Origin of the sequence: Methanoculleus sp. SDB, assembly GCA_001412355.1 — an archaeon.
Taxonomy (GTDB): Archaea; Halobacteriota; Methanomicrobia; order Methanomicrobiales; family Methanomicrobiaceae; genus LKUD01.
The window spans coordinates 1-20812 of record LKUD01000070.1 but is presented as its reverse complement, the minus strand read 5'-3'; the positions used below and the strand labels follow the sequence as shown (position 1 = coordinate 20812).

At 56.0% G+C, this 20812-nt stretch carries 25 protein-coding genes and 1 tRNA gene; 10 read left to right on the top strand and 16 right to left on the bottom strand.

The genetic code is table 11. From position 1 onward, the window contains the following. Nucleotides 1-14: 14 nt before the first annotated feature. Nucleotides 15-719 carry a proteasome assembly chaperone family protein gene (locus APR53_00590; protein ID KQC03863.1) on the top strand — a complete coding sequence of 235 codons (705 nt, stop codon included), beginning with the start codon at nucleotides 15-17 and terminating at the stop codon, nucleotides 717-719. A gap of 1 nt (nucleotide 720) precedes the next feature. Further along, nucleotides 721-1836: a histidinol phosphatase gene (locus tag APR53_00585; GenBank protein KQC03858.1), complete on the top strand. Its 1116-nt coding sequence runs from the start codon at nucleotides 721-723 to the stop codon at nucleotides 1834-1836. 351 nt (nucleotides 1837-2187) lie between these two features. Here APR53_00585 and APR53_00580 read toward each other — a convergent pair whose 3' ends face one another. Beyond that, nucleotides 2188-3516 (bottom strand): cobyrinic acid a,c-diamide synthase, encoded by a 1329-nt coding sequence (locus tag APR53_00580; protein KQC03862.1) that lies wholly within the window; start codon nucleotides 3514-3516, stop codon nucleotides 2188-2190. A gap of 222 nt (nucleotides 3517-3738) precedes the next feature. On the opposite strand from APR53_00580, the gene APR53_00575 reads away from it, so the two are divergent. The 4 genes from APR53_00575 (at nucleotide 3739) to APR53_00560 (ending at nucleotide 6757) form a co-directional block, all read left to right on the top strand. Continuing rightward, entirely contained in the window at nucleotides 3739-4434 is a 696-nt protein-coding gene (locus APR53_00575; GenBank protein ID KQC03857.1) for a cobalamin biosynthesis protein CbiM, read from the top strand. Continuing rightward, entirely contained in the window at nucleotides 4431-4730 is a 300-nt protein-coding gene (locus APR53_00570; GenBank protein ID KQC03856.1) for a cobalamin biosynthesis protein CbiN, read from the top strand. The genes APR53_00575 and APR53_00570 overlap by 4 nt, the downstream gene beginning before the upstream one ends. A 73-nt stretch (nucleotides 4731-4803) precedes the next feature. Beyond that, nucleotides 4804-5586, top strand: a complete 783-nt coding sequence (locus APR53_00565) for a cobalt ABC transporter permease (GenBank protein KQC03855.1) — start codon at nucleotides 4804-4806, stop codon at nucleotides 5584-5586. 7 nt (nucleotides 5587-5593) lie between these two features. Then, on the top strand, nucleotides 5594-6757 hold the full coding sequence (locus tag APR53_00560; protein KQC03854.1) for an ABC transporter ATP-binding protein: 1164 nt from the start codon (nucleotides 5594-5596) through the stop codon (nucleotides 6755-6757). Between the two features lie 2 nt (nucleotides 6758-6759). On the opposite strand, the gene APR53_00555 is transcribed toward APR53_00560, so the two are convergent. From APR53_00555 to APR53_00520, 8 genes are read right to left on the bottom strand one after another with little or no spacing between them, the layout of a single operon-like run. Then, nucleotides 6760-7341 (bottom strand): cobalt-precorrin-6Y C(5)-methyltransferase, encoded by a 582-nt coding sequence (locus APR53_00555; protein ID KQC03853.1) that lies wholly within the window; start codon nucleotides 7339-7341, stop codon nucleotides 6760-6762. Further along, the gene (locus APR53_00550; protein ID KQC03852.1) at nucleotides 7338-8360 is read right to left on the bottom strand and encodes a cobalt-precorrin-6A synthase; all 1023 of its coding nucleotides are present in this window, start codon (nucleotides 8358-8360) and stop codon (nucleotides 7338-7340) included. The genes APR53_00555 and APR53_00550 overlap by 4 nt, the downstream gene beginning before the upstream one ends. Before the next feature lie 22 nt (nucleotides 8361-8382). After that, nucleotides 8383-9051 carry a precorrin-8X methylmutase gene (locus APR53_00545; GenBank protein KQC03851.1) on the bottom strand — a complete coding sequence of 223 codons (669 nt, stop codon included), beginning with the start codon at nucleotides 9049-9051 and terminating at the stop codon, nucleotides 8383-8385. Further along, nucleotides 8999-9781: a cobalt-precorrin-3B C(17)-methyltransferase gene (cbiH, locus tag APR53_00540; protein ID KQC03850.1), complete on the bottom strand. Its 783-nt coding sequence runs from the start codon at nucleotides 9779-9781 to the stop codon at nucleotides 8999-9001. Before cbiH ends, APR53_00545 begins: the two co-directional genes overlap by 53 nt. Then, nucleotides 9765-10637 carry a cobalamin biosynthesis protein CbiG gene (locus APR53_00535; GenBank protein KQC03849.1) on the bottom strand — a complete coding sequence of 291 codons (873 nt, stop codon included), beginning with the start codon at nucleotides 10635-10637 and terminating at the stop codon, nucleotides 9765-9767. The genes cbiH and APR53_00535 overlap by 17 nt, the downstream gene beginning before the upstream one ends. Then, on the bottom strand, nucleotides 10634-11350 hold the full coding sequence (locus APR53_00530) for a cobalt-precorrin-4 C(11)-methyltransferase (GenBank protein KQC03848.1): 717 nt from the start codon (nucleotides 11348-11350) through the stop codon (nucleotides 10634-10636). The genes APR53_00535 and APR53_00530 overlap by 4 nt, the downstream gene beginning before the upstream one ends. 2 nt (nucleotides 11351-11352) lie before the next feature. After that, complete coding sequence (locus tag APR53_00525) at nucleotides 11353-11961, bottom strand: cobalt-precorrin-2 C(20)-methyltransferase (GenBank protein ID KQC03847.1); 609 nt, start codon at nucleotides 11959-11961, stop codon at nucleotides 11353-11355. Beyond that, nucleotides 11955-12488, bottom strand: a complete 534-nt coding sequence (locus APR53_00520; GenBank protein KQC03861.1) for a cobalt-precorrin-6Y C(15)-methyltransferase — start codon at nucleotides 12486-12488, stop codon at nucleotides 11955-11957. The genes APR53_00525 and APR53_00520 overlap by 7 nt, the downstream gene beginning before the upstream one ends. 393 nt (nucleotides 12489-12881) lie before the next feature. On the opposite strand from APR53_00520, the gene APR53_00515 reads away from it, so the two are divergent. After that, a complete protein-coding gene (locus tag APR53_00515; protein KQC03846.1) occupies nucleotides 12882-14078 on the top strand; it encodes a digeranylgeranylglycerophospholipid reductase in 1197 nt (398 codons plus the stop codon). Here APR53_00515 and APR53_00510 read toward each other — a convergent pair. After that, the gene (locus APR53_00510) at nucleotides 14067-14735 is read right to left on the bottom strand and encodes a potassium transporter TrkA (protein ID KQC03860.1); all 669 of its coding nucleotides are present in this window, start codon (nucleotides 14733-14735) and stop codon (nucleotides 14067-14069) included. The two genes, APR53_00515 and APR53_00510, sit on opposite strands and share 12 nt — an antisense overlap. Nucleotides 14736-14792: 57 nt before the next feature. Here APR53_00510 and APR53_00505 point away from each other — a divergent pair, with 57 nt between their 5' ends. After that, complete coding sequence (locus APR53_00505; protein ID KQC03845.1) at nucleotides 14793-15440, top strand: ribonuclease HII; 648 nt, start codon at nucleotides 14793-14795, stop codon at nucleotides 15438-15440. 59 nt (nucleotides 15441-15499) lie between these two features. After that, entirely contained in the window at nucleotides 15500-16792 is a 1293-nt protein-coding gene (locus APR53_00500) for a peptidase M50 (GenBank protein ID KQC03844.1), read from the top strand. 43 nt (nucleotides 16793-16835) lie between these two features. Here APR53_00500 and APR53_00495 read toward each other — a convergent pair whose 3' ends face one another. Both APR53_00495 and APR53_00490 read right to left on the bottom strand, forming a co-directional pair. Next, entirely contained in the window at nucleotides 16836-17924 is a 1089-nt protein-coding gene (locus APR53_00495; GenBank protein ID KQC03843.1) for a membrane protease subunit, stomatin/prohibitin, read from the bottom strand. A gap of 2 nt (nucleotides 17925-17926) precedes the next feature. Continuing rightward, nucleotides 17927-18382 carry a Clp protease ClpP gene (locus tag APR53_00490; protein ID KQC03859.1) on the bottom strand — a complete coding sequence of 152 codons (456 nt, stop codon included), beginning with the start codon at nucleotides 18380-18382 and terminating at the stop codon, nucleotides 17927-17929. A 194-nt stretch (nucleotides 18383-18576) separates the two neighbouring features. On the opposite strand from APR53_00490, the gene APR53_00485 reads away from it, so the two are divergent. Continuing rightward, entirely contained in the window at nucleotides 18577-19269 is a 693-nt protein-coding gene (locus tag APR53_00485; GenBank protein ID KQC03842.1) for a hypothetical protein, read from the top strand. Between the two features lie 23 nt (nucleotides 19270-19292). On the opposite strand, the gene APR53_00480 is transcribed toward APR53_00485, so the two are convergent. The 4 genes from APR53_00480 to APR53_00465 form a co-directional block, all read right to left on the bottom strand. Then, entirely contained in the window at nucleotides 19293-20153 is an 861-nt protein-coding gene (locus APR53_00480) for a hypothetical protein (GenBank protein ID KQC03841.1), read from the bottom strand. Between the two features lie 32 nt (nucleotides 20154-20185). Next, nucleotides 20186-20260 (bottom strand) — tRNA-Pro (locus tag APR53_00475). Nucleotides 20261-20315: 55 nt separating this feature from the next. Continuing rightward, nucleotides 20316-20513 carry a hypothetical protein gene (locus APR53_00470; protein ID KQC03840.1) on the bottom strand — a complete coding sequence of 66 codons (198 nt, stop codon included), beginning with the start codon at nucleotides 20511-20513 and terminating at the stop codon, nucleotides 20316-20318. 23 nt (nucleotides 20514-20536) lie between these two features. Beyond that, nucleotides 20537-20734 (bottom strand): hypothetical protein, encoded by a 198-nt coding sequence (locus tag APR53_00465; protein KQC03839.1) that lies wholly within the window; start codon nucleotides 20732-20734, stop codon nucleotides 20537-20539. Nucleotides 20735-20812: the final 78 nt, after the last annotated feature.

Sequence of the window (20812 nt, the reverse complement as noted above, 5' to 3'; positions counted from 1 at the left end):
TACAAAAAAAAGATATTGAAGGCACGATTCTTATCGAAGGGCTCCCGGGAGTGGGGCAGGTAGGAAAACTTGTCGCCGAGCACCTGATCCACGAACTCGGCGCCGTAAAAATCGCGGAAATTTACTCCATCTACTTTCCTCCCCAGGTGCTCCTCGATGGAGAGGGTGTCAGCCGCCTTGTCAGCAACGAACTCTACCGGTACGGGGGCGACAATCCGATTCTGTTCCTCGTGGGCGATTATCAAAGCACGTCCGGCGAGGGGCATTACCTCCTTGCGGACGAATATCTTAACATCGCAGAAAAACTTGGAGTGAAACGTATCTACACGCTCGGCGGATATGGTGTGGGCCACCTCATCGATGAACCCCGTGTGCTCGGAGCGGTCAACTCACCCGGACTGAAAGAAGAAGTCGAACGTGCCGGGGCGATATTCACCCGTGAGGAACCGGGAGGGGGTATCGTGGGTGCATCGGGATTGCTCCTCGGCCTGGGTGTATTCCGTGGCATCGAGGGGATATGCCTCATGGGCGAGACCTCGGGATACCTCGTCGACCCGAAAAGTGCCCACAGCCTGATTACCGTTCTCTGCCGGATGACCGGGATCGACGTTGACACGACAACGCTGCAGGAACGCGCAGGGGAAATGGAGCAACTCGTGGAACGGCTTCGCCAGATGGAAGAACGCCGCAATGACGAAGAACTGAGTTATATCGGCTGATATGGAGTCCAACGCCGATCTGCACATCCACTCCCCCTATTCCATGGCGGTATCGCCACGGATGACACCGTTGGCGATCCTTGAGACCTGCGCCATCAAGGGCATTACCACCATTGCTACCGGTGATGCACTGCACCCCGAATGGCAAAAACGGTGGGCGGATTTTCTGGAGAACGAACAGGGCATCACGGTAGTGCCGTCTGCTGAAATAGAAGGCGCTGCACGGGTGCATCACCTGATCCTCTCCGAAGACTTCGCCGTCTGTGAGAATATTGCATCGAGATTATCCCCTTTTTCAAAAAATATCGGGACCGGCGGTCGTCCTCAGATACGCCTCTCCGGCGTGGAGATTGCCCGGGCAGTACACGAGGAGGGCGGCTTCATCGGTCCGGCCCATGCATTTACTCCGTGGACGGGGATATATGCCCATTACAACAGTATGCCTGCATGCTACGGGAGTGAACGGCCTGATTTTCTGGAGCTCGGCCTGAGTGCCGACAGCTCCTATGGTGCGGGAATTCATGAACTGTGCGATGTTCCGTTTCTTTCCAATTCCGACGCACACAGCCCCAGCCCGCTTAAAATCGGGAGGGAATTCAACCGTATCCGAATCCGGAAAGCGGGGGCACGTGAAACCATAGAGAGCATACGGCGGGGCGATATCCTCATGAATGCCGGATTTTTCCCTGAAGAGGGGAAGTACAACAGGACTGCATGCACCCGCTGCTTTCAACAGTATTCTGCGGCTGTTGCGGAATCAAACGGGTGGCGATGCCCGCAGGATGGCGGAAGGATTAAAAAAGGAGTGCGGGATAGGGCTCTGGAACTCTCGGACACCGCGCCGTCCCGGCGTCCGCCCTACCTCCACATCATCCCGCTGGGGGAGATCATCCGTACCTGTCTTGGCATGGGTTCTCCGGAAACGCGGAAGTGCCAGCAGCTGTACTGCGCACTGATTGACCAACTGGGCAACGAGATCAGTATTCTCATCGACGTGCCGGTATCAGATATCGCCGGAATTGACGGGAGAGTTGCCGCCGCGATTGCGGCGTTCAGAAGCGGGGAAATTACGCTTGTCCCGGGAGGCGGAGGGAAATATGGAAGCTTTTCATTCTGAAAAAAGATATCAGCCGGCATGGTATAACCGAAACCGGTACGGGATGCCGTGAAGGGATTTGTATTCAGCGCTCCGGGGCCGGCTCTTCCTATTCCTCTTCGAGCTTTATCCGGGTAATGTTTTCCCGCAGCTTCCGGATCTCATCAAGTGCCTGATCACGCTTTTCATAGTCTCCGCGCTCGTGCGCAGCGGCGGCAATATCCGTTAACTGGAGCAGGAGCGAAAAGGTTTCGTCGTCATCAAGAATTGCCTTCGAGATCATATGTATAACGTATATTGTGTCTTACCGCTGATACGTGTTTCCTCCGATCCGGGCAGTTCATCCCGGGCTGAAAAACGTGAACCGAATGGTTATTCCCGGATAAACGCTCCTGCTGCGGCAATCAGCGAGGACGCGAATTCCGGAGTAAAGTACGCATGGGTGTACCCTGCAAGCACACTGTGCTCATACATTCCGTCCCGCCCTGCACGGATTCCCTGTCCTCTCTGCAGGCGGAAGGCAAACCGTGCATCGTCATCACATTCAAGGCGTGAATAATGGAATTCGTGGCCCCGGAAACAGAGGCCTGCCGGAACGAGGGGCGTGCCCCCCGTACACATCGCATCGACATACCCGAGAGCAGCAAACCGCTCCTGCATGACCGCCCGTGCCGGCAGCACTCCGACCATCGGATACTCCCCCGCATCTGTGAGAATGCCGGTTGAAAGGTAGGCAAGGCCGCCGCATTCCGCGTATAGCGGCATCCCTTCGCCGGCTGCCCGGGCAAGATCTTCCCGGCAGGGGGCACGGCTCAGGGCCGCGGCATGGAGTTCCGGATAACCGCCACCGAGATAGATTCCGTCAACATCGGGGAGTTTGTCCCGTATGGGGCTGAAAAAGACGAGATCCGCACCTTCCCGTGCGAGAAGATCGAGGTTGTCCCGGTAGTAGAAACAGAACGCTTCATCCAATGCCACACCGATCCGAACCTTCCCGGCCGGTTCGCCGCCCCCCTGCGGTTTCAGTTCCGGAAGGGGAGGGGCATCTCCGGCGACTGCAAGGATTCCGTCGAGATCGCAGTGCTCCTCGATAACCGATCCAAAATGCGCGATTGATGTGGTTTCATGGGCCATCCTGAGCCCGAGATGCCTGCTTTCGACAATCCCCTTCGTCTGTACCGGCACCCATCCGAAGACCGGCACCGGCCGTTCCTCTGCGATCAGTGAACGGTGGCGCGGGCTCCCGATGCGGTTGAAGATGACCCCCGCAAACCTGACCGCCGTGTCGAATCCGGCATACCCTGACGTAAGTGCATGGGCGCTCCGGGACATACCATTCACATCAGCCACGAGCAGAACCGGGGCATCGAGTATTTTTGCGATATGGGCGGTGCTTCCCGTATCGGTTCCGTCAAGCCCGTCGAACATCCCCATCACGCCCTCGATCACGGCGATGTCGGCATTCCTGCACGCGGCATGAAAAGTGGACAGCACGCCCTCTTCGCCCATCATATAGGCATCGAGGTTTCGTGAAGGACGGCCGCAAATCGCTGTATGGTGTGTGGGATCGATGAAGTCCGGCCCGACCTTAAACGGCTGCACACGGTACCCCCGGGCGATAAGCGCGACCATGATACCGCTCGCTATCGATGTTTTGCCGCACCCGCTGTGCGTTCCGGCGATGACAATTCTGGGAATCATGATCACATCCTCACAAACAAACCGGTGGAAACGGGCCTACCCGTACTCCCTCTGCTCTAGTATTTTTTTTCCGATGCTAAATTCTCTTCGCATGCGTAATCCCGGTCCGGGCGGATTATTCCCGGCACATAAAAAATTACACTTATATACCGGAACTGTGTAACATATTAAAGTAAAATTTAATTAAATCAGATAGGGTTGAATTAAAGGCAGGTTTGTCTTATGCACATAATGGAAGGTTTTCTCCCCAGTCCATGGTGGCAGATATGGTTCCTCATCTCTGCACCCTTTCTTATCTATGGTATGTACGAGTTGCGGCGGATTTATGAAGAGCGGCGTGAGACGCTGCCGCTGCTTGCCGTTGCAGGGGCTTTCATCTTCGTCCTTTCATCGCTCAAACTGCCCTCGGTAACCGGCAGCTGCTCACATCCGACGGGCACGGGTCTCGGAGCGATCATCTTTGGTCCGTTCATTACCTCCGTCCTCGGACTGATTGTACTCATCTACCAGGCGCTCTTCCTTGCTCACGGGGGACTTACCACCCTTGGCGCCAATGTCTTTTCGATGGGTATCGCCGGTCCGCTGCTTGCGTACGGTATCTATCGTGCAGGTACGAAGGCGGGAATTAACACGTTCGTTGTCGTATTTCTCGCCGCCGCCCTCGCCGACCTCTTCACGTACATTATCACCTCACTCCAGCTCGCCCTTGCCTTCCCTGCCGAAGCAGGCGGCATTATGACCTCATTTCTCGCATTCGGGACGGTTTTTGCCATCACCCAGATCCCCCTCGCAATTATCGAAGGCCTGATAATTGCACTGATATTTAAGTATATCATCGCAGTTCGTCCTGATCTGCTTGTGCGGCTGGATGTGCTCAGCCAGGCAGCAGTCACCAGGATCAGGGAGGCACTCGCATGAAGCACGGACTGGAACTGGTCGTTGCCGTTGTCCTCATCATCTTCGCGACACTCTTTCTCGTGCAGAACGCCCAAATCCAGGCAACACTGGGTGAAGACGAGGAGGCATGGGGCGGTGCCGACGGCACTGCGGCGGAGATTATCGAGGCATCGGGGTATGAACCATGGTTTACACCGATCTGGGAGCCCCCGAGTGGAGAGATCGAATCCCTATTTTTCAGCCTTCAGGCTGCAATAGGTGCGATCATCATCGGGTATTTCTTCGGTTATTACCGCGGTAAAAACCAGAATGCCTGACCTGACCGCCGGTTTAAGGAGCACCTCTTTTCTTTTTTGGTGTCTCCTATTATGATCAGAGGCGAGCATACCCATGGACAATATTCTGGATGATTATGCCCATACAAACGGCCTGAGGGATGCAGACACCCGTCTCAAGCTCGTGATGGGTGCCGGGGCAATCCTGATCAGCGTTTCCTCCGGATCATCCGCAGCTCCGCTTTTTATCGCCGCCACCATGGCGCTCATTACGGTGGGTCTCGCAAAAATTCCCGTAGCCTTCTACGCCCGGCTCCTTGCCATCCCGGCAGGGTTCGTGCTGACAAGCGGCATCGTCCTGATCTTTCTGACCGGTGGCGGAATCCCCCTCTGGGAATTCACGCTCCCATGTGGCACTCTTTCGGTGACCACCGCCGCGATCGATCTCGCGTCCGTTGTCTGTGCACGAACTCTCGGCGGTATGTGCTCGCTCTACTTCATCGCCCTCTCGACACCCATGATAGAGATGTTTTCTGTGATGCGCTCATTGCACCTCCCCCGGGAATTCGTTGATCTCTCCATGCTGATATACCGGTTCATATTCATCCTGATCGGGGAGGCGATCGCCATTAAGAACGCTCAGGAAATGCGCCACGGTTATGCACACTTCAGCACGTCACTCCAGTCTTTCTCCATACTGGGAGCTATGCTGTTCATCAGATCGCTCGCAAAGGGGGAGGACCTGATCCGGGCAATGGATGCACGATGCTATGACGGGAAGCTGGAACTGCTCTCGCAGACGAGAGCACTGAGCATATTAGGGATTCTCTGTGTCACCGGATACCTCACCGCCTGTGTGCTGATCCTGCTCTCGACAACCGATATCATGATAGGATGAGGAAACCATGACCGCAGTACTGGAATTCGACGATGTACATTTTGCGTATACAAATCTTCCCGAAGCACTCCGGGGAATCACATCCGCGGTACCGAAAGGAAGTAAAGTGGCTCTGGTCGGGGCGAATGGTGCAGGAAAAACAACACTTCTCCTGATGTGCAACGGAATGCTGAAGCCGGCGCACGGAGAGGTCCGGCTCCACGGGGTTCCTCTCGCCTACTCGAACCGCGCATTGCGGGAGATCCGGAAAAAAGTGGGCCTTGTCTTCCAGAATTCGGACATGCAGCTCTTTGCACCGACGGTGTACCAGGATGTCGCGTTCGGTCCGCTGAACCTCGGGATGGAGCAGGGCGCGATACGGAGAATTGTTACCGCATCATTAACGGCTGTCGGCCTCTCCGGTTTCGAAAAGAGAACGCCGCACCAGCTCTCGGGTGGCGAGAAGAAACGCGTGGCCATCGCAGGAATTCTCGCCATGGAACCGGACGTGCTCATCTTCGACGAACCGACAAGTTCTCTCGATCCCGCCTCGGCAGAGGAGATTATGGATCTCCTGGATGAACTCAACCATGACGGTAAAACCATCATCATCTCGACTCATGATGTCGAACTGGCCTACCGGTGGGCAAACGATGTTGTTCTTATGAAAGAAGGGGACATTCTGTGCCACGGGCCGCCGGACGAGGTATTTCATAAAGCCGATCTTCTGCATGAGGCACGGCTCAAACCACCGGTGATACTCGATCTCTTCCGGGAACTTGCCCACCGGGGGATGCTGGACGGCAGCCAGTCGCCAAAGGGCATTCTTGAGGTGACGGACATCCTTGAAAACACATTTATGCGCACTGGTTCTTCCGCAATTGAGGGTTCCATCTCTGTCTGCGATGTCGGGATTTCCCCCCGCATTGCGATCCGGCAGTCTGTCAGAAAACCCGGGATAGGATTCGTTGGTGCAATGGGCACAAAGGCGAAACAAGTCGTTGAAGAAGAGCAGATAACGCTTGATTTCACCTACGGCGTCATCGACAAGTGCATTCTCAGGGCACTCGTCGGCGGGCATTCCCTGATCCTTACATCGGGAGGGATGGTCGAACATGTGTTGCAGAGAATTCGTGCATACGGGGACGAGAGCGGGAAAACCATTCCCTGTGTCGTGCTCCCGCCGGAATAGAGTTAGAAATCTCCGATTACAAGAGCGAAGAGTTCATCGTCCGCACCGGGGGGTTCAGCTGGTGTTCCGGTAGTAATCCGTTCATCAGGATACCCGAGGCGCTCACAGACGGCAATGCGGACGGCAATCCCTGCCCCCTGGATTCTGGCGCCCAGTTCTGCGATGTCGAACCGCGGATCGGCGATGCAAAAGATTATTTTTCCACGCCCGAGTTCAAAAACGGCCTCGTCCATGGCCGCCGCATGATCCTTCCCATGTGCATTCACCACCGCCGCACGGGCAAGAGGGATCCCAAGGCGGGCGAAGGCGACCTGCATTGAGGAAATGCCGGGAATAATTTCCCCGCCGAGGTATCCGAGCCCGGCAAGCATGGGATCGCCCGTCGAAAGCACGAACGCATCATCAGGGAGCGAGCGGAGTACATTGTATGCGGTAATCTCACGAACCTCGCAGCCGGGCGGAATATGGGCCGCCGCGAGATCAATCGCCCGGCGTGAACCAAATATATGGCGGGCATCCGAAAGTGCCCTGATAGCCTCCTCGGTCATCATTCCGGGGCCGCACCCGACACCGATGATCTTCACGGGATCTCCTCCATACGCCGCCCTGCCCTGTCCACGAGCACTACCCGGACATTCGGCGCCCGGATCCGGTACTCCCGGAGTATTTCCCTGATAATCGAGGAAAATGCCGGATCGGTGGAAAATTCCTCCACAGTTGCATACCCCGTCCCTTCACAAATCTCGGGGGTGATGTGACGGAGGATGAGTCCCGGCAGACCGCAGAGAATGACCGGCCGGTTCTTTGCAGCGGCAATCGCATCGGCGATCCGGGCACCCACCAGCACGACCTCATGATCCGGAAACAGGAGGCGGGAGTACCGCAGGCCGAGACGCCCGGTAGTGAGTACAATCCGGTCGGCAGCCGCTACACGGGCGAGGGCGGAGTCTGCGAGGTGATCGTCCCAGGGCTCCACGAAACCGGTCGAACCCAGCACGGAGATACCCCCGGCCACACCCATATGGGGGTTCAATGTTGAACGTGCCGTCTCCGCACCGCGGGGGACGGTGAGTGTGACCTGGACACCGGTGAGCGCCGCGTCCCGCATCGCCTCTTCGATTGCCCCGAGGATGGCGGCATACGCCGGGGCGCTGATTGCAGGATCCCCCCGGCCGTACCGGGGTGTTTCACGAATAAAACGGCCTATGCCCTCTCCTGCGATCAGTGAAGGGCCGGTGCCGCGGGGTGCCGCATGTGCAATAAATTCGAGGCCTCCCGTTACATCGCCGGGATAATCACCGGGATCCTTGACGGCCGCCGCCTCGCCATTAGCCGCACGGACGGGCAGGGTGGCGCGCAGAGCGCAGGGAAGAAGGACGGTAACATGCTCCACCGACCCGGAAAGAGAGAGAACGGATGCCTTGCATGCCGCCGCAGCAGTTGTGCCGGTTGTATAGCCCCTGCGCAGGACAGCGCCGGTGGCGGTCAGGACAGCACGACCCGCCGCAACATCCTCCCGGTTCTCCGGGCTGCATGCCGCGACCCAGCGATCCGGGTAGACAAAACCCGTCACCGGATCCCGAAGCCCAGCTTGTGCCCGCATAATCACATCTCCCCCCTGCCGGCTACGACCGGGAATTCCGCTCCCAGTGCATGGTGATCAGTTCGTTCAGGCATGCCACAGCCACCGGAGTACCTCCGCGTGTGCCGCGGTTTGAGATGGAGGGGGATTCCGTATGTCTGAGTCGGGTCTTTGACTCGGCGGCATTGACAAATCCGACCGGCGTCCCGATGACAAGGGCGGGCCGTATTCCACAATCCACGAGATCGCAGACGGTCAGCAGGGCGGAAGGGGCATTACCAATCACCACAACAGAACCGGGGATACGATTCTGTACTGCATAAAAACCTGCAGAACTGCGGGTAATTCCCCGATCACGAGCAATATCCGCGCCGTAATCAAGAGCGCAGAGCACCTCGCTTTCGTGCCCTTTTTTCAGCACTCCCGTCTGCACCATCCGGATATCGGTAATGACCGGCGCATGGGCTTCGAGAGCGGCAAGCCCGGCATGAACCGGATCACCTACAAAACACATGAGATCGGCCATGACGAAATCTCCGACGGCTATCGCGCATCGCTGGCGAATGCGATCCTCGACTCTCCGGTTGCCGACGATCTGCCGGGCAAGCGTCCTGCTGCTCCGTGCAATGGTATATCCCTCGGGAGTGTCCGCCCCGAGATCAGTATACATATTTTCTGTCATAGCCTCTCGGCGTGATGATTCCTCTGACATTGTCACCCTCCTTCATGAACCGGGACTCCTCGCCCCCGACGATAACAAGCGTATGCATGTCCACCGCAGAATCGTCGTTTATAAGTGATTCTATGGTCGAATATACCGTTATTTCGCCCGGCCGATATGCATTCCTGATAATACCCACCGGTGTCTCCGGATCACAGTGCCGGAGTGCAATCCCGAGTGCTTTTTTCAGGTTGTCGGGTCTGCCCCGGCTCCGGGGGTTGTATAGCACAACGGGAACGCCCATCCGGAACGCGAGATCAAGTCTTTTTTCAATCACTTCGAGCGGTGTGAGAAGATTCGACAGAGAGATAGTGATATGGTCGCCCGAAAGCGGTGAACCGATGCGGGCGGCGCATGCCGTCGCAGCCGTGACACCAGGAACCACCTCAACATCGATCGTCTCGCCCGAGCGATCAAGCACCTCAAGGACGATGCTTGCCATCCCATATACCCCGGGATCTCCGCCGCTCACCATGGCGACCGTATGGCGGCGGGCAAGGTCGATGCACTGCTTCGCCCGCTCAACCTCTCCTCCCATCGGACTTGGTATGACCTGTTTTCCGGCGATAAAAGGCCCGATGAGTGTGAGATAAAACGTGTTGCCGATGATGTACTCGGCGGTGCGGATCGCTTCGACGGCACGTCCGGTCAGCATGTCGGGACTTCCGGGCCCCGTGCCGACGATATACAGTTTTCCCTGTGAATTACCGTGTGATTGCAACTGTCACTCCTCTCCTGACTGTTTTTCCGAGCACAATATCTCCATGACGCGAAACGGCAAGGGCCGCCGGTTCGGCGACGCCCTTCAACCCTATCAGCGGTGCACGCGACGGACCTGTTCCGCGCTGACTGTTGATGGTGTCGTCATCCACGTATACCAGTACTCCCCCGAGCTGCCGGACGGCATCAACAAGCCCCACTTCACCCTTCTTCTTTTCGGTCGTGGCGTACACCAGCACATCCTCCGTCCCGATACGGGCGAGGGCGAGGACCTCCCGTACCGCCTCTTCGACCTCGTGTGCGGCAGCGCCCCGGCGGCATCCGATGCCGACGACGTATGTCCCCTCACGGACAAGCACCGCGACCTCCGGTTCGGCAATCACCATTGCAGGCCCGCGTATCCGGTGGAACGGGACATCACCGTCAAGTAGTGCGGCATTGACCGGCCGGGTCGCGGCGCGGTTCACAACATCGCACCCGTTGGACCGGGCAATTCCTTCAACCGAGGGGCGGCCCGCCGTCTCGGTTGCGGTCGTGATCACCGGCTCAATTCCGAGGGTGGCGAGCTCCCGGGCAAGATCGTTTGCGCCGTGATGCCCGCCGACGAGCGGAACGGCATACCGCATATCGGGGCTTACGAGAACTACCGGCGGATCCGTCCATTTATCCCGGAGCAGTGGCGCAATGCCCCGCACAGCTATTCCCGACGACATCAGTGCAATGATCCGCGAGTACCCCGAAAAAGCCCGTTCAAACACGGCGACTTCATAGGGCAGATATTCGGCCCCCGTTGCCGAGGCGATGATTGACGCCGTTTCGGCAAACCGCGGCAATGAAATCACACAAGTACGTGTCATCCGTAGAGATCCGATCGGGTGAACGACGACGCCGTTCGGTCCACAACCCCACCGATGATTATCAGCGCGGTTTTCTCGATTCCGGCAGCCCGGGCTTTCGCCGCCACGTCCGCGATAGTGCCGCGGATCACCTTCTGGTCCGGCCAGGTGGCATGATACACAATCGCGGCAGGGGTGTCGGGCGGTTGTTCAATCCTGGAGAGAATCGATTCGATGTGCTCTGTTCCGAGGAATACCACCATCGTCGTCCCGTGACGCGAGAGCTCCCTGATCTGGTCGTGTTCAAGCGTGTTCCCGGCAGGCCGCGTGATGATGACCGAATCTGAAACACCCCGCAGTGTCAGTTGTGTCTGGAGAGCGGCCGCAGCTCCGAACATACTCGAAACGCCGGGAACGACGGTGACCCCCACCCCCCGCGCCTCAAGTGCCGCAATCTGTTCGATAATTGCACCGTACAGGGACGGATCGCCGGAATGGAGGCGTACTACCCGCTTTCCGGCTGTGGCCGCAGACACCATCAGGTCCACGATATCAGGAAGCGCCATTCCCCAGCTGTCTGCTTTCTTACTGGCATTCGAGCGTGCGACAAGCTCAGGATTGACAAGCGATCCGGCATACACCAGCAGATCGGCGGATGTAAGAAGATCCATGCCCCTGACCGTTATCAGGTCGGGATCTCCCGGCCCTGCTCCTACAAAATATACGTGTCCCATAATTACCGCCTCGCATAGAGAATACTGAAATAGCTGCTCTCGGCCGGGAGATCATCGTCCCGGTACACGTGTTCTCCTGTCATATACATCCGTTCTACCAGCACAAACCGGGAAAAACCCTCTTTTCGCAACGCATCCGCTGCTGCTTTTGGTTTCCGCACCTTCAGGAGCACCCTCGCCCTGTCCGGTGACCCGTCACTCACCGAAAAACCACCGGAGACGGCCTCGCCTGCCACCGATGCAAACGCGGTGATCGCGCTGATCCCGGGAACGGAAGAAAACGAGATATCGGGGTAGCGCTCCGAGATCATCTCGCACAGGCGCGGAAATGTACCGAAAAAATTCGGATCCCCGAGAATACAGAAAACTGCAAGGCCTTTTTGCGCGACCGGCGCGATCATACCGGCGTTCGCGATCATGCACCTGCGGATTTCGTCTTCGTCTTCCGTCATGGGAAAGGAGAGGATCTTGGCATCGGTCCGGTACGGGGCGATGATCGTTTTCGCAACCTCTCCGGGCACAAAGACGATGTCGGCTTCCCGGATAAGGCGTACTGCCCGCATAGTCAGCAGCTCTGGGTCACCGGGACCGATACCGATACCGATCAGCATGCGTCATTCACCCGTCCGACAATGATATAAACCGGATTGATTGGCTTGAGCGCAATGCCGCCGGCAAGTGAATATGACCGGGAGACCTGCACATGCACAACCTCGTAAAATATCCCGAGAGTCTGCATCGCACATGCGGCTCGGAAAACCGTATCCAGAAGGACCGCATTGACGACGATTGTTCGACGAACCTGCGCTGCCAGGATATCGAGAACAGTCTCCAGGTTGCCTGAACCACCAACAAAGGCACAGTCCAGCGGCCCCTGCAAGGGAAGGATGTCAACCGCTTCCCCGAGATAGACATCCAGATTTCCCACCTCCGCTTCCGCGGCATATTCACGGGTGCAGGCAGCTGCTTCCGGGCGTCGGTCGATCGCGATAACCCTGCCTGCGGTTTTTGCGAGTTCACGTGACACCCTTCCCGTTCCGCAGCCGATATCCGCGACAATGTCTCCTTCTCTCAGGCCGAGTTTAAAGAGCGAAATCGCCATGATTTCGTCCTGTGTGGGGCCGCCCTTTACTACCATCGAATTCCAACTTAATTTAAATTGTATTAAGGTATTAATCCTTGTTTTCAGCGTGACGCCGGGCGGGGCGTTTTTCATTCGCCCCCCGGACATATGCGCCCCGGCATCCTTCGAACCGGTACAATTGTCAAACGCTCAAATATACAGGCAGGACATCCCTTCTCACCATTCCTCAAACGCAATCCGGGAAGAAAGGTTCTTGGACGTATGCGTGCAACATGTTTCCAATGCTGCACATTCGAAGAGAGATTTGTGGATATTGCGGTGCATGCGTGTCAGTATGCCCGGAAGGAGCTCTGGAGCTGATTGATGCGTACCTGACCGTGGATGACCGCTGTATTGAATGCGGGATCTGCGAACGCGTATGCCCGCTTGGCGCTCTGGAGGTGACTCATGAAAAATCAGTATGACGTGCTGGTAATCGGTGGCGGACCGGCCGGCGCCATTGCTGCCAGAACAGCTGCCGAGGCAGGACTTTCCGTATGCATGATAGAGAAAAGGCCCGCTATCGGAACACCGGTCAGGTGCGCCGAGGGTATTGGCGAGGAGCTCCTCAGGGAATTCATGGAGCCCGACCCGAAATGGATCTCATCGAAGATCGACGGAGCACGAATTGTCGCACCGGACGGCAAAACGCTGGACCTCAAACCCGAAATGGCGGGCAACGAAGTAGGGTACATTCTTGACCGCAAGATCTTCGACCGTGAACTGGTCTGGCAGGCCTCGGAGGCAGGAGCGGACGTCTTTGTCAAAGCCCGCGCTGTCGACGCAATAATTGATAACGCAACTATTGCAGGAGCGAGGATAGAATACAAAGGGGTTACGCGGGACGTCCGTGCCCGCGTTGTAATCGCAGCAGATGGTGTCGAATCGAAATTCGGTCGCTGGTGCGGCATCGATACCACCGTGCCCCTGCGGGAGCTTGAAACCTGTGCGCAGTATGTCCTTTCCGGTATCGATATCGATCCGCATAAAACGGTCTTTTACCTCGGATGCACCATTGCACCGGAAGGGTATGTCTGGATCTTCCCGAAAGGCGAACGAACGGCAAACGTGGGTATCGGAATATCAGGCAGGAAAAGCGGAGACGGCCACCGTGCACGCGATTACCTTGACCGGTTTGTAGCCGAACATTTCCCGGAGGGCAAGGTAACGGAACTGATCGTCGGCGGAGTCCCCGTCTGCCGCCCTCTCGCCAGTACGGTCGCCGACGGCCTGATGTTCGTCGGAGACGCCGCCCGGGTGAGTGATCCGATTACGGGCGGTGGGATTTACAACGCCATGGTGACGGGAAAACTTGCCGCCGAAGTAGCCGCCGAATGCATCGCCCGGAATGACACGAGCAGCACCGCCCTCGCGAAATATGACACCCTGTGGCGCGAATCCCGCATGGGAAAGGCAATTAAACGGAATCATGGCGTCAAGGAATTTTTCATCACTCTTGACGATAATAAACTCAACGATCTTCTCTCTTCGATACGCAACATCGACCTTGAGGAGTTTTCCACACTCACTCTCATCAGAGAACTCATCAGGAAAAATCCGAGGCTCGTTCTCGAGCTCCGCGAGCTGCAAAAATTAGTCGGGTGATTTCTTCAGCTGCCGGGTGAGAACCCGCAGGCACTCGGCTTCAGCATCTTTTTTCGTAAATACGGTGATGATGTCATGCGGCCGGATCCGTACCGTGCCGCTCGGAATAATCAGATCGCCGCCTGCACGGCGGATGGCGATAAAAACATAATCTTTCACGTCCAGTTCGCGGATTTCGTGATCCACAATCGGCGCACCCTCTTCTGCAACGATTTCAAAGATAGTGCCGCCCGGAATCGAGGCGAGTTGCTGCATATTCGGATTTTCCGACCAGTAGTACAGGCGGTTTGCGACCAGTTCGTCAGGGTTTTCACTGATCTTCACACCGACTTCCTTAAAGAGATCGGAATGCTCCTTTCCGTTGACGATGGAAACGACGTTCTGGACTTTAAACCGTTTTGAAAGCCAGCAGGTCATCAGGTTGACCGCATCATCACTCGTGGTGGCAACGAGTGCATGGGCCCGGTCGATACCCGCATCTTCGAGCACGGACTTGTCTGTTGCATTGCCGGTGATGGCGAGTACGTCGTAGTGCTCGAGAAGTTCACTGCAGCGGTTTTCGTCCTGATCGATGACAACCACGCTGTCGCCGTGGGCTGCGGCTATTGCAGCCAGATTCCGTCCGATGCCACCCAGACCCACGATGATGATATACATGTGCATTCTGGTTTCCATCATCGCCATTGATATAACTTGTGAATCGTACGGGTACATGTGATATGCGGAGTCGATGAAGCCGGAAAAGGAGCTGTTCTCGGCCCGATGGTAATAGCGGCGGTGGGATGCCGAAATCAGTCGGATTTGGGCAAACTGGGCATCCGCGATTCCAAAAAACTCACACCTGCCCGGCGCGAAGTGCTGTTTGAAGAGATAACGGCCTCGTTTCCTGTCGCAGTCACCAGTCTCTCCGCACCAGATATCGACACGCTCAGGAAGCGGGCAGGCCTGAACGAGATCCTTGCACGCGCCCATGCGGGCGTTATCGGCAGACTTGCACCATCATGCGCCATCGTCGATGCGTGCGATGTAAACGCCCGCAGGTACGGCGACTCGGTCGTGTCTTTTCTCCCGTCACCCTGCCGCATCATCGCACAACATCACGCGGATGACCGGCACGCGGTGGTGGGTGCGGCGAGTATTGTCGCGAAAGTAACGCGGGATCGTGAAATGGAACTCCTGCGCGATGAATTCGGTCCGATCGGAAGCGGGTATCCTTCGGATCCTGCCACCATCACGTACCTCACGGAGTATATTGCCGGACATACGGAGCCGCCCCGGTGCGCACGCACAAGCTGGAAGACCGTCGCGACTATCATGGGAACACTCACCCAGTCGACGCTTGCGGATTATTCCGGCGAATAACCACTATCCCGGAGTTGCCGGCATGAGGATTTATCTATTCACCCCGCATCATAGTAGTAATGAACTGGCTCCTTGTTCTGCTTCTCATTGTTGCCGTTTACCTCCTTCTTTTTGAATTTATCAGGCGAAGCGGGATCTGGAAAGATCGGGTGGCGTTCTACGGGCCGATCCTTGCCCTTAAAAGTGCCAGGGTCGGATTTTTCGATTATTTTCGCCGTTATACAGATATCCTTCGCATCTACAGCACCATCGGGGTCATCTGCGTCGTGCTCATCTCGGTCCTCATATCCCTGCTGCTCATCCTGTCGGTCAGGTTCACGCTCATCATCCAGCCCGAGCCGACCGGAATATACGAACCCCAGAACATTCTCCTCCTGCCCGGAATCAACGAATTCGTTCCCTCGACGTTTGCAGTATGGTTTGCATTTCTGCTCACGATCGCCATTCACGAATTCGGCCACGGGATTCTCTGCAGGGTGGAGGGTATCACCGTCAGAAGCATCGGTGCGCTGGTCGCAGTCATCCCTATCGGATTTTTCGTCGAACCGGACGAGGAGGAGCTTGAACAGCTGCGCGGATGGCCGCGTGTCAGGATGTTCGGGGCGGGGATAACCAACAACCTTCTCCTCGGGTTTGTCTGCTTCGGCTTCATGCTTCTCCTTGCAGGAATGCTTGTGCCGACAGCCGCACCTGTCATTCATGGAGTATATCAGGATTATCCGGCGGATATTGCCGGAATCCCACAAAATTCCATTATCCTTGAAATAAATGGCAGCCAGGTTTCCACACGGAAGGAAGTGGGCGGGTTTCTGGACATGACCGCCCCCGGAGATACCGTGCATCTCCTCGTGCGCCATGAATCGACCGTCGAGCCATTCAATGTTACTCTCTCGGGATGGCCGGAGGAGCTCGACGAAAAGAAAACCGGTTTTATGGGCATCTACTATTTTGATGCGGATTTCGCAAAACAGGCGTTCGACAGCCTTGCATCGCCTCTCGGAATCCTGCGGATGATATCCATCCCGTTCGACACCTCTCTTGAAGGTAAATACTTCCGCACACTTGCCTTCGACAGTGTCGAAACGGAATACTATACGACGCCGTTTCCCCTCTTCTGGGATCTTGCCCATATCCTGTTCTGGTCTGCCTGGATCAACATCAACGTCGGTATTTTCAACGCCATCCCGATGATCCCGCTGGACGGCGGGTACATCATGCAGGAAGGAATTACCCGAATCTTCGAAAGGCGGCGGCTCGGACATCTCGCAAAATACTTCGTTGCCCTGATCAGCTGGCTCATGCTCATCATGATGATTGCGCTTGTCGCCCTCCCATACCTGCTCCACCTGTAATTTATGTCACTGGCGGGGCTCAGACTCGCTTTTTTTAATAAAATTACGACTCCGGGGAATCGTCTCCCTTTTCATGAAGGATCTCCGCAGCTGTTTTATTCACCTCATCGGAAATACCCATCTCAATGGTCTTCACTTCCCGGCTCACCCTTTCAACCTCGCTCCTGACCGGGATATCGCCCAGCAGGCTCTCGTCGATCTCGACATCCGAACCGAATCCCTCTTCGTCCTGAAGGTCTTCCGTTGCACCGAGGAATTTCGCACCCTGTTTTATCAGGCTCGACAGCTCGAAGGGGAAGATGATCTTCGTAGCCTGGCCGTCCGCCATCTGTTTGAGCGCATCAAGCGAGAGCACGGTAATTGCCCGCTTATCCAGCGGCCGGGCACCAAGAGAAATAATCCGGAGACCCTGCGCCTCACCCTGTGCCCGGAGGATGCGTGACTGTCGTTCGCCTTCCGCCCGGAGAATTTTACTCTGCCGGTCACCCTCCGCTTCAAGAATCATACTCCGGCGCATCCCCTCGGCTTTAAGAATCGCGGCACGCTTTTCTCCGTCGGCACGAAGAATCGCAGCACGACGTTCACGTTCTGCGGCTGTCTGTTCTGTCATTGCCTGCTTCACAGCGCCGATCGGATCGACTTCCTTGATCTCGACCCTTTCCACCTTCACTCCCCACTGGTCTGTCTCGCGATCAAGAATGTCCCGGAGTTTGTTGTTGATCAGTTCACGGTTATAGAGTATCTCGTCAAGCTCCATGTCACCGATAATCCCCCGGAGGCTTGTCTGGGCGAGAGCGACGGTAGCCATGCGGTAGTCGGATACTTCAAAAAACGCCTTTTCAGGATCAATGACCCGGACATAGACGATCGCATCCACGTTGGTGGGGGAGTTGTCCTTCGTGATGACCTCCTGCGAAGGGACGTCCATCACCGTTGTACGCAGGTCCATCTTGATCACCTCCGTGATCAGCGGGATGACCCACCGGAATCCCGGGTTCATTCTTCCGACATACTTCCCCAGACGTATCTGCAATCCCTGCTGGTACGGCTGGACGATGACGACTCCACGCGCAAAAAGAATAACGATTACCAGCACGAGAAACGCCGTGATGAACGTATCGATCAACGCCATGCTTACCGAACCTCCTCCACAACCACATGCACCCCCTCCGACTGCACGACTTTTACGCGTGCTCCGGATGAAATGACACCTTCCTGTGTCCGGGCACTCCACTCGATGCCCCCGATAACAACTTTTCCTGCGATTGAATCGGCGCCGACATCCTTAATCACCGTCCCCTCCTTTCCCAGAAGAGAATCCCTGCTGACAGTGACCGGCGACTCGTCGGGTGTCAGCCTCCCGTAAAACCAGACGGTAATGCCGGCTGTGCACGTCGCTACCGTCACCCCGATGACGACAATCCAGACGGATGAAAATATATCAGGAATCAGGAGCGAGAATGTTCCGAGGATAATGAGCACGGTCCCGGGAACAGCAATAAAAAAACCGGGATTGTACGCTTCAATGAGCAGCATGCAGAACCCGGCGACGATGAGCACCCATCCTATGGCGATGCCCTCAAGCACCATGATAAGGGTGTAGGGGATCGAAATATATATGATGTTCTTCATCAATCGCGAAATCCGGTCATCACGCAGGTGGAGCCATACAGCCCCGAACCATCGCCCGGGAACAGCGCGCATCGCAAATGATATTAAGAAGTCATTATAACTGTAACACTAATCGTAGCAGTCAGTAAAAACCCCAGAAAACTGAGATATCCATGAGAGAAATTCCCAAAAACAAACGATATGCATTGGGATGGTATAACGAAGGAGTGACGCTCCTCGGGATCAGGGAATATGAAGAGGCGATGACCTTTTTTGAAAACGCCCTGAAAGCAATACCCAACCATCCCGATTTCCTGATCGGCAAAGGTGATGTGCTCCTCGCCACCGGCAGCTATCCCGAGGCGCACTACTTCTACCAGAAGGCAATCGCGCAGGAACCGGATAATTTCCGTGCATGGATGCGTGCGGGCGTCGCGCTTCTGCGTATGGGAAAGAACGAAGAAGCGTTGGAGACGTTTGAGAAGGCAAAGGACATTTTTGAATACGACGGCGAACTCTGGCTCGGGTACGGGATTGCCCTTCTCAATGTGCATCGCACTACCGAGGCAACGGAATCACTCAAGAAAGCGATGCGGCTGAAACCCAACCAGCCCGCGCTCTGGTATTTCCTCTCGACACTCGAGAAAAACGACGAGGATGCCATGAAACTCCTGATACGCGGTAACAGGATGGATCCGGGCAATATCGACATTCTCCTCGAAATGTCAAAGCGGCTTCTGCATATGAATCTTGAGGACAAGTCCGCCGAAACGCTCAAGAAAGCGTACGAAATTGACTCCGAAAACATTTTCGTACGTCGTGCCATCGAGCATTTCCGTAAAAAAACCGGAAAATACCCCTTTTAATACCCTTATCGGTCGGGAAGAGTCTATTCGGCGAGCATCGCAATCTTCGAGCCGGTGGGTGCACCGACTGAGCGTGCAATCGGATCGCACTTTACGGACATCAGGTATGCAACGGGCGGCAGATCTTTTATGGTAATGAGCGATTCGTAATTCGCCATTCCCTTGGATATGATTATTGTCGCCCGATCGAGCGCCTCTGCCAGATCGGCAGGGAACAGGGCCGGGTTGACACCCAGTTCGGACACTCCGCCCCGGGCATTCACGGTGAGCAGGTCTGCGAGGGTGTCAAATCCAAGTCGGAAGGCATCGTCGAGGGTGGCGTCATTGAGGATTGGGCCGCCCCGCACCACAAATGTGACATGGGCACCCTGATCCTTCAGATAGTTCACAACCGGCCTGTCAAAGACAATCTCCCCGCAATTATCCGCGAGATACACGACACGTGCGGCATGACGTTCGATGCGGGGCGTATGATCGATCGTGAATCCCGACGCGAATTCCCGGGCGAAAAAACCCGCCAGATCATCTGTTACATGATGCGCCCGGGAGCCGTAATCAAGCGTATTGGCAATGACGGCCCCGAGGCACAGATCACGGAATGTGGTTAAGGAAGGCGCGACGAGTCTCAGTACTGCGAGTGCATCATCGTTGTTTGCCTGTTTCAGCCGGGCGTACGGATCGGCAGATCCGATAAGCCTGCAGGCAAGCCGGTGTATGCGGCTTGCGGTCTCGGGTGCAGGGCATTCCTCCTGCCAGAGTGTGCGGAGAAGGGCTTCGCATGCCCGAACAGTCGATTCAATATGCACATCATCATGCGAGACAAGCCGGCATTCGAACTCCACACGAGTGATCAGGCATCGAAAACATTCATCCGAAAAAATCATGCATAGGACTCCGAAGCGGTAAACAGAAAAAATGGGGTCACTGCGATTCGAACGCAGGTCAGAAGACCCCCAGTCTCCTAGGATGGTCCAGGCTACCCTATGACCCCGCTCTATAAACTTTGTGCAGATCCCATATTAATCTGCCTTTTCTCCCTCCGTCGTTCAGAGAGATTTTTTTCTGTGCTCATCCACGTTACGCAACAGCGCTTCGAGTTCATCGCTCGTAATCTGCATCTTCCCTGAGAGTGTGCCCACATCATCGAGCAGCCTGTTGATGGTTCGATGGTTGATGAAAACCAGATAGAGCAGGAATACGATAACGACACCGAACAGAACTAAGAGACCTTCCGGTCCGAACATCACTTTGTGCCTCCCGAAAAATATCAGATTTTAAGTTTTTTAAATTCCTCAACATTTTTAGACAGGGCTTCAATTTCGCTTGTCGTTACTTGCATCCGCCCGCCCAGACGATCAACTTCATTCAGCAGCTGCTGGATACGTCGCTGCATCAGATACACGATAAACAGGAGGAATACGATGGCGACGCCGAAGAGGACAAGCAGAACACTGGCGTCAATCATGCCTTCCCCCGAAACAGCGTTCGTGCCAGCCGATCGAGAAATCCTTCAGCTGATGTATCTGCAGAACCACTGTCGGCA